Consider the following 13,438-nt stretch of genomic DNA (forward strand, 5'->3'; position numbering starts at 1 on the left):
GAACGTCGGCCTGTCTTGTGAGTACCGAAGTTCAATGGACTTCCGGGATGTGGCGATTTGAGACGTTTTGGACCACACACGGCCTCCTGCGGAGGAGCGGCTCTGTGGCGATGTTCAGGAATAATCATACGGCCAAGCCACTTTCGTGCGCACGCGAAAGATGACGTGCCACCCGCAACTCCGGTCAGGTTCCGCCGTTAGAGCATCGGACGTGACCCTCTAGGTCCGCACGATGCGCTAGCCGTGAGGAAAGGTCAGGCAATCGGATCGACGACCGCGAGCAATGACCAGGGCCATCGACTAACCCGACTTCCGCTCGGTCCCGGCACTGGTGCAACAGGCCCAGGATGCCGCTCGGCTGCTCTTCGAGCGTTCACCCTTGAACATGCTGGTCCCGACGCCAGACCTCCACATCGTCGGCGCCAATGCGGCGCACCTTGCTGCGGTCGGGAGGAACTTGGACGATCTTGTTGGTTTGTACCTGTTCGACGCCTTTCCCGACAGACCACACAATCCGGCCGCAGGGGCGTGCAGAACCTTGCGGACCGGGGATGTTCTTCTCAAGCTGAGCGAGTTCTGGGTGGAGTTCGCACATGGTTTCCGGGCGCAGCTCAAATCTCGTCGGCTATAAATTGTGAGATCGGATGTGGGATCCCCAACAGACCCCGAACATCCGATAACGGGGGCTATTGAAAGCAGGTCCCCGCGGGGGGCTCGTCAGGGAAGGTCCGGAGTGGGTCCGGAACCAAGATTCCCTGTCCTGTCGGAACGACCGGTTCGATGTGGATTGCTGCCTTCGAGCTTAGGTCTCAGGTGTGCCAACAGCCGACGTTTACCGACGAGTGGGACTCATTCCACAGGCCGAGCCTCAGGAAACTTCCAGGAACCGTTCAGAACCTCCGCCCGCGGGCGGTAGAGGCGCACCGTGTAGTTCCAGCCCTTCACGACAGGCAGACAGTTCGGAACCTTTCCGTCGCAACCGCCGAATTGGACCGCAACCGAGCCATCGGCAGCTTTCGTTGCAGTCAGGTTGTTGAGCGAATAGGCCTTCTGCGGATTTGGCTGGAAGTAGCCGTCCGCATTGTAGACGCTGATCGACCAGAAGGCGTCGACCGGGATGTCCTTCGCTGTCAGCCGGTAGACGGTGGTGCCGTCGTTCCGGTCCGGCGTGATGTTGAGGTACGTGGCATCCTTGTCAGGGTTGCCGCCCCAGGCTGCGGCCGTGCCGATCAGGTGCCGGACGGGATCGACCTGATCCTTGGTGCCGAACGCCCGCTTGAAGTCAGGCAAGGTCGAGGCAAGCACCAGCAGTGCGTCACGGACCTTCTTCTGGCTGGCCTGATCCCACTTCGGGACCTCAAAGCGGCCGGCGTTGGCTTGGCCGATCCTGACTGAGTCCTGCAGGGCATGCACCTGATCGACGTCCTTCGGATCCTCAGGATCCACGAGCGTGCGCAGGCCGACCATCACATAGCGGGTGCCGGCCCGCTCCTTGTCGTAGGTGTAGCTGCCGGGTCGATATGCGACATCGCCGACCACGTAATGATCCTGGTCGATCACAATCATGGACATGAAACGCTGGCCTGCATCGGGCAGGGTGATCGTCACCGGGCCGGCATCGAGATCGATCAGCGCCGCCGAATACAGCGTGTCGCGGTTGGCCCGCACGACGGTCTGGTGATCGATCTGCATCGGCTCGCGGTAATGGAAGAACTTGCCGGTCCCCCCTGCCTGCTCGACCGGGGTGGCGAAGTAGAGGTCTGTCTCCGCCCGGACGAAGTTATCGGCCGTGACCGGGATGGCGCCCTGGGCGAGTGCTCCGCTCGCCGTCGCGACCGCAATGACGGTCGAGACACATGCAGTGGCGACTTTCATGGCAACTCCTGCTTCCGTCATTGCGCCGCGACGCGTTCCACGTCCGGCAGCACCCAGGCCTTGTCGAAGAACTCCTTCCGCGGTCCGTAGACCCGAAGCATCAGCTCGAAGCCGCGCTGCGGATCGGTCGGCACCCAGTTTGCCTCTTCTCTGGCCGGCGCCTTGGGGCCGAAGGAGATGTCCACCGAGCCGTCAGGGTTCTCGCGCACGCCGGCGGCATTGGACGCGACGCTCGCGCGCGGCATGTTCCGGATCAGCGCATGCGTCTGCCGGTCATAGGCGGTGACTGACCAATACAGGTCGACGGGGGCATTCGCTGGCACGCGCAGCACGTAGGAGTTGGCGCCGTCGAGCGGCTGACCGTCCTTGTCCCTGATCGTGAGGAGATAGAACTGCCCCGCCCCGAGCTGCTTGGCACTGAAAAACGCCATCGCATACATCGTGCCCCGTGAATCGACCGGGTAGAACGCAGGCTTCGCGTAGTTGCTCTGTAAGCCTGCGACCAGGTCGGGTGCAACCGGCACGGCCCATTGCCGACCTTCGAAGAACGGTGGGACGAACATCGACTCGTACTTGGCATCGATCCAGGCCCGGGCCTCGCCGATGGCATTGTTCAGGACAGGTCTCTTGCTTGCGTCGGGAGCGAACGGCTTGCCCTTCTCGATCCCGACCGTCTTGAGCATGTCGATCATCACCCTGTCTCGCTCCAGCCATGGTTCGGCCTGGACGATCCGGTCGAGGGACTCGAAGAAGCTCAGGTCTGTCGGGATCGTTGCGTCATAGACGCGGTCGGCCACGTCGACGAACGTGGTGGCCGGCGGATCGCCGGCCTGCGAGAGGGGATACACCTTGACCCGCTTGCCATAGGCGACCGCCCTCGCGATCTCGGCGTCGCTGCGGCCGCTGAAGTTCGAGCGCAGCAGGGCGTAGCTCTGGTAGGTGCTGGACAGCAGTGGGACATAGCCTTCCGGAACAGGGTCTTTGTAGCCCGGCGGCAGGATGAGATACTTGCCGCCCTTGCCCTTGTCGGCACCGGCCGGTCCCACGTCGCCGAGCGCGGTCTGCCATGCGTCATCCACGCTGCCGGTGATGGAGCCCTCGTCAGCGGGCGGGATCTCCAGGACGACCGGCCCGGCATCCTTGGTGTTGAAGAACGGCATGAGGTAGATCGTGTCGGGATTGGGTGTCAGTGTCTGGTTCTTCCAGTCGGACGGGTGCGACCGGTAGACCACCTGGTTCCACCCGCCGCCGGCCTTGAAGAAGGCTTGGACCATCAGGTCATAGTTGACCGCCGGCATGCCCCAGATCACGGCCTCGACTGCGCGCCGATGAATGGCCCGCTGCTCCAGCTCCTGCGGAGAGAACCCCTGTGCCGATGACGGGGTCACCAAGGCCGTGAGCCCGAGGGCTGCAAGAACGATCCGCTTCATGACTCGGCCTCAGGAGTGATAGGCCAAGGATGGAGCGCCTCCTTCATCCTCGGGCCAGTGACGGCAGAGTTTAGTCAAACGGCCCGAGATGCCTATCAGGTGAAACCCTGAAAACAGGGCAAACTTCCGCGCCAGGCAGCAGGAAGGTCCGTTGCGGGTCACGGACTGCCCTTCAGCGCGGCTGTATGAAGCTCCGCTTTCCGTTCCTGACCTGCCCTCCCCCTCCTGCTGGAGAGCATGAGGTTCTGTGGGGCGGCGAGTGGGAAGGGCCCTTCAGAATGGTGGGTACGCCCGGTCAGAGGCCGTTCAGTAAGCCGTGAGACACCGCTGCCCCACGATTCCTTATGGTCTCCGATCTCGAACCGGCGGTGTGCGAACGCTGTGGCACGAACCGGCGCGGCGACGGGCCTCCGCTTGCCCCGACAGGCCCGGCTGCTCCGGCGCTGCGGAAGACGATCTGGCTGCCGAGACTGTCATCGCGCAGGATTGCCCTATTTGGGATCGAGCACCTTCCCGGTGCCTGTCGCGGAACAATCAGGAGAGCTTTGTGCCTCGCCTCGTCGTCGTGTCCAATCGGGTCGCAATCCCCGATCCCACTGGCAAGGGGTCCGCCGGCGGTTTGGCGGTTGCCCTGCGCGAGGCCTTTCAGGCCCGGGACGGTTTATGGTTCGGCTGGAGCGGTAAAGTTGCGGCCAATCCCTCCGCCGAGCCCAAGATGACCGACAAGGGCAATGTACGTTATGCCCTGATGGACCTGACCGCCACCGACCGCCAGGAATATTACAGTGGGTTTGCCAATCGGGCGCTCTGGCCCGTGATGCATTACCGCATTGGCTTGTCGGAGTTCTCCCGGGCAGACTACGCCGGGTATCTGCGGGTCAATCGAACTTTCGCGGGAGCGCTGGCCCGGCTGATCCGGCCTGACGATCTCGTCTGGGTGCACGACTACCACCTGATCCCGCTGGCCTCTGAGCTGCGGGCGCTGGGCGTGGCCAACCGGATCGGCTATTTTCACCATATCCCTTGGCCGGCTCCGGAGGTGATCGGAACGTTGCCCGGAAGCCAGGACTTGCTACGTGCGATCACGGACTACGATCTCATCGGCGTGCAGACCGAGCGGGATGCGGACAACCTCCGGCGTGGCATCCTCCAGGAGTTCGAAGCCACCCAGCGCACAGCTGACGTGATCGTCCTCGATGGCCGCCAGACACGCGTGAAGGGGTTTCCCATTGCCATTGACGTGGGCGGCTTCGAGCAGGCAGCCCACCGCCCCGCCACCCATCGCCTGCTCAAGCAGACCGTTGCCAGCCTCGGCTCACGCAGCCTCATCATCGGAGTTGATCGCCTGGACTACTCCAAGGGCATCCCAGAGCGCATGGAGGCCTTCGAGCGTTTTCTCATCAGCAACCCCGGTCAGCGTGGCCGCGTGACTTATCTCCAGATCGCTCCCACGAGCCGCAGCGAGGTTCCCGAATATGCCTCGCTCAGCCGGACCGTGAGCGAGACGCTCGGCCGGATCAACGGGGCGCATGGCGAACCCGGCTGGGTGCCGATCCACTACGTGACGAGCGCATACCCACGCAATGTATTGGCAGGGCTCTACCGGATCGCACGGGTGGGCCTCGTCACGCCGATGCGCGACGGCATGAATCTCGTGGCCAAGGAGTACGTGGCCGCGCAGGATCCGGAGGATCCCGGCGTGCTGGTGCTGTCCAAGTTCGCCGGCGCGGCCGAGCAGCTTGGCGGCGCACTCATCGTCAACCCCAACGACAAGGTCGAGGTGGCCGAGGCCATGAGCCAGGCCCTTCATATGGACCGGGTGGAGCGGATCGCCCGCTGGCGGCGGATGATGGATGTGCTCCGGCGCTATGACATCTCCTGGTGGACCGATGCCTTCCTGAAAGAGCTCGCGGGCCAGAGGAGAAGCAGAAAGGCGCGGAGCCCAGCGCCGGTCTAGGACAAAGGCCGAAGCGTATCGACGTGCAGGCCCATATTGCCCTTGTCGGTGCCAAGCGGGCGTAACAAAGGAGTTCCACGATGTCGGAGCCCAAAGACACTCGGAAGCCGAATGCAACTCTGATGAAGCCGCTCCAGCCGTCGCAGGAGCTGGCTGCCATCGTGGGCGCAGCCCCCCTGCCACGTCCGGAGGTGGTGAGCAAGGTCTGGGAGTACATCAAGAAGCACAAGCTTCAGAACCCGCAGAACAAGCGGGAGATTATGGCCGACGAGAAGCTTCAGGCAGTGTTCGGGGGCAAGAACAAGGTGAGCATGTTCGAGATGAACAAGCACCTGGCCCAGCACCTGAAGTAATACTCATGGTCGTAGGAGGCGTGGAAAGATGCGGTGATTGAGATCGCACTGTGATTCTCACCCAAGCACCTTATGATCATCTCATGGTTGGGTGACAAAGATGCAAAGCCGGCCCAGCTGCGGGCCCGAGTTCTTGCTGGCAAGCTTGTAGAGTTGCTCCTTGGCGGCTCGAAACGCACAGCGCCCGTCCGAGCACAGCTTGCCATCGAGCAAGAACACGGGCGGAGTGCTGTCAATGCCGTCGCGCCCGTCGACCATCCTCTTCGTATTGGCCTGGAGGTCGGCATCTTCCGGGGCCAAGAACTCAATGGCATAGAGCTTCCGCAGCCCTCCGCATCTCTCTGCGCCGTTGGCCGCGATCATCTCGGCCGCGACCATGGGCGACACAGACAACCCAGCACTGAGCCCGTCAGCAGGAGCGCTTGCTAGACAACGATGCGCCATCCCCTCGGCTCCTCAAAAAACGCCTCTGAAGCGCTGCCAGCACGGTAGCACTTCCTCCCGGCCCAAGCCGTTGTATCGCGCTATGCATCACCGCTGGACGGCTGACACTCACCCTTCATGCGGCGCGATCGCCGTCATTGCGTCATCGAGAGAGGGGGAGTTGGCAGTTCCCATTCCAGACAGCCTGGAGGCGCGGGTTGCATTAACGACGAACAGCGACGGAGAGGCTTCGGTGATCGTCCCGAGAGGCCGCTTGCCAAGCTGTCTGCCATAGCGAATGCATCGTGATCGGGCGTGTTCCTAGGCAAACTCCCCCTGTGCGGATAAGCTTCGAGAGACCATGACAGGGGCTGGAGCGACCGCGATGATGAAGAGACAGACCTTGGCAATCGACGACATCTATGTGCCGGTACAGCGGCGGCAAACCCTGGATCCGCAGAAGGTTCTAGCCCTGGCAGAGAGCATGATGGAAAAAGGGCAGGAAGTGCCAATTCTCGTGCGGCCAGACGGCCAACGGTTTGTTCTGGTCGAGGGCCTGCATCGACTGGAAGCCTGCAAGGCTCTCGGAGAGACCATCATTCCGGCTTACTTGGTGCAGGCGCGGAAGCATTGATCGGCGCTGGAGCGGGATCGGAAAAGCTCTGTCACGGGCCTCCGGACGGAGCCGACAAGGTCGGGGCGGAACGCTCGAACCGAAGCCGCGGCCCTTTGCGACTGGCCCGGCGCTCGGCCCTGAAGAGCTTGGGGGGCGACAGGAGCGGAGGGGTCGCTCACAGGCAATGGGCTGCTTGCTCATCTGATCCTATCCTCCCGCCTCTCATCCCTTGAAGTAGAGCCTTGTAACGGGTGTCATGCCGGCCTATCGTTTCCGGCATCGAGATTGGCCGACGACGGAGCTGCTGCGCTTGACCGTGCACCTGCACGGACGACCTCCCCAAGCATCGATACTCATCAAGCCAAGGCGCTGATGCATCTTGGCCTCACCTGATCATGAACAGGGAAAGGAACTCGTCATGGCAACCGGCACCGTGAAATGGTACAATGAAACAAAGGGCTATGGCTTCATCCAGCCTGATGCGGGTGGCAAGGACGTCTTCGTTCATGCATCGGCGTTGGAGCGTGCTGGCCTGCGTGGCTTAGCTGAAGGTCAGAAGGTCTCCTATGAGGTCGAGTCGGATCGCCGCACCGGCAAGGAGTCAGCCTCAAACCTGAAGACGGCCTGATCAAGCTCTCTGGTCCCAGATTTTGGAACAGAGGCCGCCTCAAATGAGGCGGCCTCTGCTTTTTGCACGCAACATCGCCTGGTGCGCCGAGCCAAGGAAAGGAACACGAACATTGTCACGCAAGAAGTCAAAGCCCGTTGAGAGCGGTTATGCCCTCTTCGACGTTCTGTATGAGGACGGCTCCCGAAGCTCGAACCGCCGTGTTCCGCGCTCTCTTCTGGGTGGGCTCGACGGCGACGAGCCCGCCCGTAGGGCTATCGAGGAGCAGGACAACGCCATTGCCGAGAAGGCCGGCCGGCCCCGTGTCCCGATTAAGAAGATGACGCGTTCACCCACCTAGCGTGAACCTGGCTCCCGCATAGAACTTTATAGCCGTGATCATAGTCGTTTCTGGTGAGGTCGTCATATTTCGAACTCCCATCAGGATTGTTCTTTAGTGAGTTGTGGAAGCAAATCTTGCCAGGCTTCCCATTCTGTCACAGTTTCCAAGCGGCCTCTTGTCAAAATCTGATTAGCCCCTATATCTCTATTATCGACTTTGGCCGGACAATCGGGCCGTTTCGCTGTTGGCCCTGCCAGGCGCACGTTCAGACTCTCTCCAAACCATCGACGAACCGAGCTGAGGCCGCACTTCCGTGTGCCTTCGCTCACGTGCATCCGCATCAACCGCGAAAGGTTATCCCCATGATCATGGGCACCGTGAAATTCTACAACGACATGAAGGGCTTCGGCTTCATCCAGCCCGACGACGGCAGCAAGGACGTGTTCGTCCACGCCACCGCGCTCGAGCGTGCCGGCATGCGCAACCTCGTCGAGGGCCAGAAGGTCTTCTTCGACACCGCCGAGGATCGCCGCAGCGGCAAGATCGCCGTCAACAACATTCAGAACGCCTGAGGATGATCGGGCGCACATCATAAGCGCCTCTCCGAAGCCGCTCCCGGGTGGGGCGGCTTTTTCTTTGCAGCCCTCCATCATTCGATGGTCCAACGCGTGAGGAAACGATGTACACGTTTCGAAGACCCCCTCCTGCCAAGTCGGTCATGTTCATGGTGAACTATGACGATGGTCGCACGGCCTATCTGTGGATCGATGATCCAGCCAAGGCGAACGATACCTGGGCTATCGGCGTGATTGCCCAAGCCCAGCAGGAGCAAGGCTCCCTGCCGGAAGGTACCATCACCAGCATCAGACGTGTCCGATAGGTGGCGCCGGTTAGCTGACGGGACGAATTGAGATCGATGAGTGGAATGAAGCAGAAAGATTTTAGCGAGCGGCTGAGCACCGCCAGAGACGCAAAGCAGGCCATGGCCGCCAAGTTTCGTCAGCGGCCCGGCTCTGATGACCCAGCGGTTGCAGAACGCCGTGCCGCCCGTGCCGCCGTGAGTGCCGCGCGGGATGTCCGTCTCGCCGAGCGGGAAGCCCAGCGCCACGCCGAGAACGCCCGGCGCGCGGCCGACGAGGCCCGCCTTGCCGCGGAGCGGGAGGCGCTTGCTGCCGAGCAAGCCGAGCAGGAGAAACGCGCAGCCGCCGAGAAGGCCGCGAACGAGGTCATGTTGGAGGCCGAGCGCAAGGCCGCCCGCGATGCCCGCTACGCGGCCCGCAAAGCTCGGAAGTAGCGACCCCTTTCAAGTCACATCCTGATGGTTGCGTCCGATCCAGTTCGCTCAGGAATGAGGAGATTGACCGATGTCACACAAGTTCAAAGTCCGGCCACTGGCCCGGCTGAATCAGCCCGGGTCTTCTGACGCCCAGACGACCTCCGCGGCTGTTTACGAAGTCGTGCGGCTGATGCCGGCCGATCAGACGGGCGAGGTTTCGTACCGGATCAAAGCAGGTTCGATCGAAAGAGCCGTTCGCGAGAGCGAAATTCGCAGCACGTAGTGTCTCCTGAACTTATCGCCTATTGTCGAGCAGCCACATGCTGGGACGGCTCGAACGCAACGAGCAGAAAGGATATCCATTGCAGGTCTTGGTACGCGACAACAATGTCGATCAGGCACTCAGGGTGCTCAAGAAGAAGATGCAGCGCGAAGGAATATTCCGCGAAATGAAAGCGCGGAAATCTTACGAGAAGCCCTCTGAGCGCAAAACGCGCGAGAAGGCGGAAGCTGTGCGGCGGAGTCGCAAACTGGCGCGCAAGCAGGCGATCCGGGAGGGGCTGATCGCTGCTCCCAAACCCAAACCCCGTTTTTCTGGACCGCGTCGACCTATGACTGCTCCCGGCGCCGGATCCCCTCCTCCGACGGCAGAGTCGAAGGTTTAGCCTGTTTTGAGGTAGAGGCTCGTCTCGAGCTCAGGCTCTGCAAGTGGCGCACGGAGTCTCCTGTGCCACTTGGGATCCCATTCATCAGAGACGAACCTGGAGAAGTCAGCCGATCATCTCGATGATGTGGCGGATCTCCTCGCGTGAGAGGGCAGACGGTTGTGGTTTGGCGGCTTCCTTGATCCGCAGGGTGTCTTTCGATGGTTGCGGCTTGTGCTTGGGAAGCTGGGGTCGTGTTGAAGTCAACATGGAATTCCTGTCGCTGATCGGATCATGTTCCGAGCAGCCTTTCGTGTTTGAGATTGTCGAATGCGAAGAAACGACCTGTCAGTCCGCTTGGGCAGACTCGAGTGTAGCAATCGATTGGAACGGAAAGCAGGCTCGGCGCTCGATCACAAGCAAGGGAGAGCAGGCCGTACATGGCGGTTGATTGGCTCAAGATGGACAACAACTTGGTCTTTGGCAAGATCGAAACCATCGCGAGGGCGACAAGCTCCTTTACGGCGGTGTGCCTTGTATTCGCCGTAAGTCGGCACTAGATAGACCCTATCGATTTTGGCCGGACATACAGTCCGTTCTGCCCTGGTACCCCGCCGGGCGCACGTTCAGGCACTCTTCCCAAACATCAACCAACCGAATGTGAGTTCGCGCTCTCGCACCCTCCGGTCACGTGTGCTTGCGCCAGCGAACGGCGGCATGACATTCCTGTCCGCCGCCTCGTAACGCCGACCTTCGGGGACGGCCTTTGGTTTACAGAAAAGGATTATCGAATGGCAAAAGAGGAACTGATCACCTTCGAGGGTGAAGTCGTGGAGATTTTGCCGGATGCCCGCTTTCGGGTGAAGCTTGAGAGCGGACACGAGATCGTCGCCTATACAGCCGGCAAGATGAAGAAGAACCGTATCAAGACGCTCGCCGGCGACCGTGTGACCGTCGAGATGTCGCCTTACGATCTCGACAAGGGCCGGCTGATCTTTCGCCACAAGGATGCTGGAGCTGGCGCTCCCCGTCCGGGAGCTCCGCGCCGTCCGCAGTTCCGCCGCCGGTAAGGTGTGCCACGGAGCTCCGAGGAACAATCACGATGCTTGAAAAGACTTGGACTTTTGAGGCTGGCGACCGCGTACCCGACTGGCTCATGCGTCAAATCAATTGCGTGCTGTGGTTTGACCGCGACGCTGTCGTCGTCGAGAGCAACAGCGAGTACCTGATCTACCCGGCCACTTCTATGAGTGATGACGACACGATGGTTCTGGCTGAAATCATCGATCAGCAGTGCGACGCCGAGGTGGAGCATGTTCTGCCGATCCGAACCCATACGGCTCCCCGGTCGATGTCTCTCAATTGATGTGCAGGAGGCTTTCATGAGCCACAAGTATTCTGTTGGCCAGTTGGTTCATGCTGCTGGGACGCACTTTGCCGACCGCACCAGCGGCATCTATGAAGTCGTTCGTCTGATGCCCGAGAGCAATGGCGAATTCAGCTATAGAATCAAGAATACGGCGAGTGGGACCGAGCGCGCTGCAGGCGAGTCCCAGATTCGCCCCGCTGCTGGGGATCTGTCGCGCAGGCATCCGCAGCCGCGGACCGCTGATTCATTCTAAGGTCACCGACCGTGCCGCGTATCCGCTCAACTCTGTTCGATCTTCTGCTCGTCGTCTGGACAGGGCTGTTCGTGCCCGTCTTGGCGATCCTTTGGCTGTGCGGTTCCCCGGAGCTTGGTGTTCGGCTGGCGTCGCGGTTGTGGGCCCGCGGCATTCTCGTCAACTTGAGGTGGCTCGTTGGATTGACCTATACCGAGCAGGGTCAACACAACATCCCTGACGAACCCTGCCTGATCATCGCCAATCACCAATCGACGTGGGAAACGCTGGCGTTCCTTGTCCTGTTCCCGGATGTGGCCATTGTCGCCAAGCAGGAACTGCTGACGATCCCTGTCTTCTCCTGGTTCCTGCGCAAATCACCAATGATCCTGATTGACCGGGAGAGCGGCTCGAAAGCAATCCGGAAGATGGTGGAGGAAAGCCAGGAGGCGCTGGCCCAGGGCCGTTCGGTGCTGATCTTCCCGGAGGGGACCCGAAGGCCAGCTTCCGAGCCCATCACGTTCAAGCGTGGGGTGGAGTTCCTCTATGCAAAGCTTGGGCGACCGGTCCTTCCCGTCGCACTGAACTCCGGCCATTTCTGGGGACCCGGCCGCTCGTATAAAAGAGCGGGGACAATCTCGGTCACTTATCTCGATCCGATTCCGCCTGGTCTTGCCGCCCGCGAATTCACGCGCCAGGCAGAGCAAGTTCTTGAGGCCGAGAGACGGTCCTCCTGGCCCCAGGCAGCTTGATTCCGAAATCCGGCGATCCACCGTCTCGCCGAATTCAGGATGTCACCCGCCGGGACAATCCGGCTGACTGAGCTGGCGCTGGCCTTATCGTTCAGTCACCAGCTCGACGACGGGCTCCAGGCTGGCATAGGGCAATGTGAACTTCTCGCCCCGGAACAGCATCGGCACGTCGGCCCCGCCTCCAATGCTGGAGGTCAGCTTGCCACGAACCGTGAAGGTCTCGCCGGCGGTCACCTGCCCCCAGGGCTCATCGATGTGATCCATGATGCCAAGCTCGTTCAGCTTCGCGTCCAAGGTCTGGTTCCGAGCATGTTGGGACAACTCGTGGAGACCTCTGTCGAGGTCAGAGCGCATGGCGGCGTATGCAGGGTTGCGAACCTTATAGCGAAGCTCTGCGTCCTGGATGAAGCGCCAGACCGACCCGATCACCATCTGCTGTTGCTTGGTGAGCGGCGTCTTGCCTGGCTTCACCGTTTTCTCCGGTTTCCGGGCCGTTTTTGCGTTGGCGGGAGCCTCCGCAGGCTGAACATTGGCGATCAATGCCCATTTGCCTGACCACATCACGGCCCGATAGTCGCCACGCGTCAGCCGATCGGTGAATTCCAGGATATCCTGGTCGATGGGACGTTTGCCACCACTGGCCTCGAAGTATCGCAACCGCATCTCGTCCGGCAGGAGCAGGTAGAAGTTGTCGCTCTTCACGTCCACGTCGAAGATATCGGTGACCTTCACGACCTGATCGCGCGTGGCTGGCGCCTCGACGCCGTCGCCGGTCGGGAAGACCATGGTTCCCTTGGAAACGCGGATGTAGCCGCCAACCTGAATCTCCGACATCTGTTCTTCGTCTCTCTGTTATGGGGCTCAGCGGAGGCCGAGAAATCCAAGGGCTAGAAATGGGAACGGCACCCGAAGGTGCCGTTTCTGTTGCTAGGCTGTCCCGAGCCCCGGATGGTTACGCCGCGAGGCGCACTGCACCCATGTCAACGTTGTCGTTGGCATTTATGAATGTGCACTATCAAGGCCGTAGCTCAGCCTAATCGCAACCTAGCCTTTATTGCGCCCAGTCGAACCCATGTCGCCCCCATCACAAACACACCGGGGCAGCGGCCCGCCCTCAAGGAAGGCCAGTCGCCCAAAATCCGTCTTGCGGCACTTGGGCGGCCGGTGTGCTTGTGGTGGAGGCGGCGGGAATCGAACCCGCGTCCTAAACGCCTATTCCACTCTGCCTCTACGATCATAGTCAGGCGAACCTGACATATCCGATATAGGGGTTTGCCAACCTGATTGCTAGGCACAAGATCTACAATCGCGTCCGTCGAAGAAGCAAGGGATGCTTAGCGACGTCGTGGCTCTCTGCTCTTCACCCCAAACTCACGCCATGCGATGATGCTGGCCTGGACTGCCTCCCCGGTCGTCCCATTCCGCCACTCCCCGTTCATGCGCTCACACGGGAATGGAAGGACGTATGTGCCGACGTGATCCTCTGCCAGACCCTGCACCGGCAGCCCACAGCCCGGATACCCGTCGGTTGTGAAATCCTTTAAACGGGCAGTTCGCGCTA

General features: G+C 61.1%; 19 protein-coding genes and 1 other RNA gene. 15 read left to right on the forward strand and 5 right to left on the reverse strand.

All coding sequences use genetic code 11. The features are described 5' to 3' along the window. Positions 1-379 precede the first annotated feature (379 nt). Entirely contained in the window at positions 380-631 is a 252-nt protein-coding gene (locus OCW50_RS12445; RefSeq protein ID WP_262297742.1) for a hypothetical protein, read from the forward strand. A gap of 218 nt (positions 632-849) precedes the next feature. On the opposite strand, the gene OCW50_RS12450 is transcribed toward OCW50_RS12445, so the two are convergent. Continuing rightward, positions 850-1,875, reverse strand: coding sequence for a DUF1254 domain-containing protein (locus OCW50_RS12450; protein ID WP_262297743.1), 1,026 nt, complete (start codon positions 1,873-1,875; stop codon positions 850-852). A 17-nt stretch (positions 1,876-1,892) separates the two neighbouring features. Further along, positions 1,893-3,305, reverse strand: coding sequence for a DUF1254 domain-containing protein (locus OCW50_RS12455; protein WP_262297744.1), 1,413 nt, complete (start codon positions 3,303-3,305; stop codon positions 1,893-1,895). Positions 3,306-3,852: 547 nt separating this feature from the next. Here OCW50_RS12455 and otsA point away from each other — a divergent pair. Continuing rightward, a complete protein-coding gene (gene otsA, locus OCW50_RS12460) occupies positions 3,853-5,262 on the forward strand; it encodes an alpha,alpha-trehalose-phosphate synthase (UDP-forming) (protein WP_262297745.1) in 1,410 nt (469 codons plus the stop codon). An 80-nt stretch (positions 5,263-5,342) separates the two neighbouring features. Continuing rightward, a complete protein-coding gene (locus OCW50_RS12465; RefSeq protein ID WP_262267722.1) occupies positions 5,343-5,615 on the forward strand; it encodes an SWIB/MDM2 domain-containing protein in 273 nt (90 codons plus the stop codon). An 81-nt stretch (positions 5,616-5,696) separates the two neighbouring features. On the opposite strand, the gene OCW50_RS12470 is transcribed toward OCW50_RS12465, so the two are convergent. Beyond that, positions 5,697-5,993, reverse strand: coding sequence for a hypothetical protein (locus OCW50_RS12470; RefSeq protein ID WP_262297746.1), 297 nt, complete (start codon positions 5,991-5,993; stop codon positions 5,697-5,699). Between the two features lie 430 nt (positions 5,994-6,423). On the opposite strand from OCW50_RS12470, the gene OCW50_RS12475 reads away from it, so the two are divergent. From OCW50_RS12475 to OCW50_RS12530, 12 genes are all read left to right on the forward strand, one after another. After that, positions 6,424-6,672 carry a ParB N-terminal domain-containing protein gene (locus OCW50_RS12475; RefSeq protein WP_262297747.1) on the forward strand — a complete coding sequence of 83 codons (249 nt, stop codon included), beginning with the start codon at positions 6,424-6,426 and terminating at the stop codon, positions 6,670-6,672. Between the two features lie 400 nt (positions 6,673-7,072). Further along, positions 7,073-7,282, forward strand: coding sequence for a cold-shock protein (locus OCW50_RS12480; protein ID WP_262267719.1), 210 nt, complete (start codon positions 7,073-7,075; stop codon positions 7,280-7,282). Positions 7,283-7,394: 112 nt separating this feature from the next. Further along, a complete protein-coding gene (locus OCW50_RS12485) occupies positions 7,395-7,622 on the forward strand; it encodes a hypothetical protein (RefSeq protein WP_247654193.1) in 228 nt (75 codons plus the stop codon). A 344-nt stretch (positions 7,623-7,966) separates the two neighbouring features. Beyond that, positions 7,967-8,176: a cold-shock protein gene (locus OCW50_RS12490; RefSeq protein WP_210805829.1), complete on the forward strand. Its 210-nt coding sequence runs from the start codon at positions 7,967-7,969 to the stop codon at positions 8,174-8,176. A gap of 152 nt (positions 8,177-8,328) precedes the next feature. Then, the gene (locus tag OCW50_RS12495) at positions 8,329-8,484 is read left to right on the forward strand and encodes a hypothetical protein (RefSeq protein WP_262297748.1); all 156 of its coding nucleotides are present in this window, start codon (positions 8,329-8,331) and stop codon (positions 8,482-8,484) included. Between the two features lie 45 nt (positions 8,485-8,529). Further along, positions 8,530-8,898: a DUF6481 family protein gene (locus OCW50_RS12500; RefSeq protein WP_315974424.1), complete on the forward strand. Its 369-nt coding sequence runs from the start codon at positions 8,530-8,532 to the stop codon at positions 8,896-8,898. A 70-nt stretch (positions 8,899-8,968) separates the two neighbouring features. Beyond that, positions 8,969-9,163, forward strand: coding sequence for a hypothetical protein (locus tag OCW50_RS12505; RefSeq protein ID WP_262267716.1), 195 nt, complete (start codon positions 8,969-8,971; stop codon positions 9,161-9,163). Positions 9,164-9,242: 79 nt separating this feature from the next. Further along, positions 9,243-9,545 (forward strand): 30S ribosomal protein S21, encoded by a 303-nt coding sequence (gene rpsU, locus OCW50_RS12510; protein ID WP_262267800.1) that lies wholly within the window; start codon positions 9,243-9,245, stop codon positions 9,543-9,545. A 770-nt stretch (positions 9,546-10,315) separates the two neighbouring features. Continuing rightward, on the forward strand, positions 10,316-10,594 hold the full coding sequence (gene infA, locus OCW50_RS12515) for a translation initiation factor IF-1 (protein ID WP_262267714.1): 279 nt from the start codon (positions 10,316-10,318) through the stop codon (positions 10,592-10,594). A gap of 32 nt (positions 10,595-10,626) precedes the next feature. After that, entirely contained in the window at positions 10,627-10,890 is a 264-nt protein-coding gene (locus OCW50_RS12520) for a hypothetical protein (protein ID WP_262267713.1), read from the forward strand. Positions 10,891-10,906: 16 nt separating this feature from the next. Continuing rightward, positions 10,907-11,146 (forward strand): hypothetical protein, encoded by a 240-nt coding sequence (locus OCW50_RS12525; RefSeq protein ID WP_262297749.1) that lies wholly within the window; start codon positions 10,907-10,909, stop codon positions 11,144-11,146. Positions 11,147-11,157: 11 nt separating this feature from the next. Continuing rightward, positions 11,158-11,877 carry a lysophospholipid acyltransferase family protein gene (locus tag OCW50_RS12530; RefSeq protein ID WP_262297750.1) on the forward strand — a complete coding sequence of 240 codons (720 nt, stop codon included), beginning with the start codon at positions 11,158-11,160 and terminating at the stop codon, positions 11,875-11,877. Positions 11,878-11,961: 84 nt separating this feature from the next. Here the strand turns inward: OCW50_RS12530 and OCW50_RS12535 are convergent, their stop codons facing one another. Both OCW50_RS12535 and ssrA read right to left on the reverse strand, forming a co-directional pair. Next, positions 11,962-12,711 carry a hypothetical protein gene (locus OCW50_RS12535; protein ID WP_262297751.1) on the reverse strand — a complete coding sequence of 250 codons (750 nt, stop codon included), beginning with the start codon at positions 12,709-12,711 and terminating at the stop codon, positions 11,962-11,964. Between the two features lie 76 nt (positions 12,712-12,787). Further along, positions 12,788-13,171: a transfer-messenger RNA gene (ssrA, locus tag OCW50_RS12540) on the reverse strand. Positions 13,172-13,438: the final 267 nt, after the last annotated feature.

Source organism: Microvirga sesbaniae (genome assembly GCF_025460805.1).
Taxonomy (GTDB): Bacteria; Pseudomonadota; Alphaproteobacteria; order Rhizobiales; family Beijerinckiaceae; genus Microvirga; species Microvirga sesbaniae.

Coding starts and splice junctions, on each gene's coding strand:
- OCW50_RS12450 (WP_262297743.1), bottom strand. CDS start 1,875: ATGAAAGTCGCCACTGCATGTGTCTCGACCGTCATTGCGGTCGCGACG.
- OCW50_RS12455 (WP_262297744.1), bottom strand. CDS start 3,305: ATGAAGCGGATCGTTCTTGCAGCCCTCGGGCTCACGGCCTTGGTGACC.
- OCW50_RS12465 (WP_262267722.1), top strand. CDS start 5,343: ATGTCGGAGCCCAAAGACACTCGGAAGCCGAATGCAACTCTGATGAAG.
- OCW50_RS12470 (WP_262297746.1), bottom strand. CDS start 5,993: ATGGTCGCGGCCGAGATGATCGCGGCCAACGGCGCAGAGAGATGCGGA.
- OCW50_RS12475 (WP_262297747.1), top strand. CDS start 6,424: ATGATGAAGAGACAGACCTTGGCAATCGACGACATCTATGTGCCGGTA.
- OCW50_RS12480 (WP_262267719.1), top strand. CDS start 7,073: ATGGCAACCGGCACCGTGAAATGGTACAATGAAACAAAGGGCTATGGC.
- OCW50_RS12490 (WP_210805829.1), top strand. CDS start 7,967: ATGATCATGGGCACCGTGAAATTCTACAACGACATGAAGGGCTTCGGC.
- OCW50_RS12495 (WP_262297748.1), top strand. CDS start 8,329: ATGGTGAACTATGACGATGGTCGCACGGCCTATCTGTGGATCGATGAT.
- OCW50_RS12500 (WP_315974424.1), top strand. CDS start 8,530: ATGAAGCAGAAAGATTTTAGCGAGCGGCTGAGCACCGCCAGAGACGCA.
- OCW50_RS12505 (WP_262267716.1), top strand. CDS start 8,969: ATGTCACACAAGTTCAAAGTCCGGCCACTGGCCCGGCTGAATCAGCCC.
- infA (WP_262267714.1), top strand. CDS start 10,316: ATGGCAAAAGAGGAACTGATCACCTTCGAGGGTGAAGTCGTGGAGATT.
- OCW50_RS12520 (WP_262267713.1), top strand. CDS start 10,627: ATGCTTGAAAAGACTTGGACTTTTGAGGCTGGCGACCGCGTACCCGAC.
- OCW50_RS12525 (WP_262297749.1), top strand. CDS start 10,907: ATGAGCCACAAGTATTCTGTTGGCCAGTTGGTTCATGCTGCTGGGACG.
- OCW50_RS12535 (WP_262297751.1), bottom strand. CDS start 12,711: ATGTCGGAGATTCAGGTTGGCGGCTACATCCGCGTTTCCAAGGGAACC.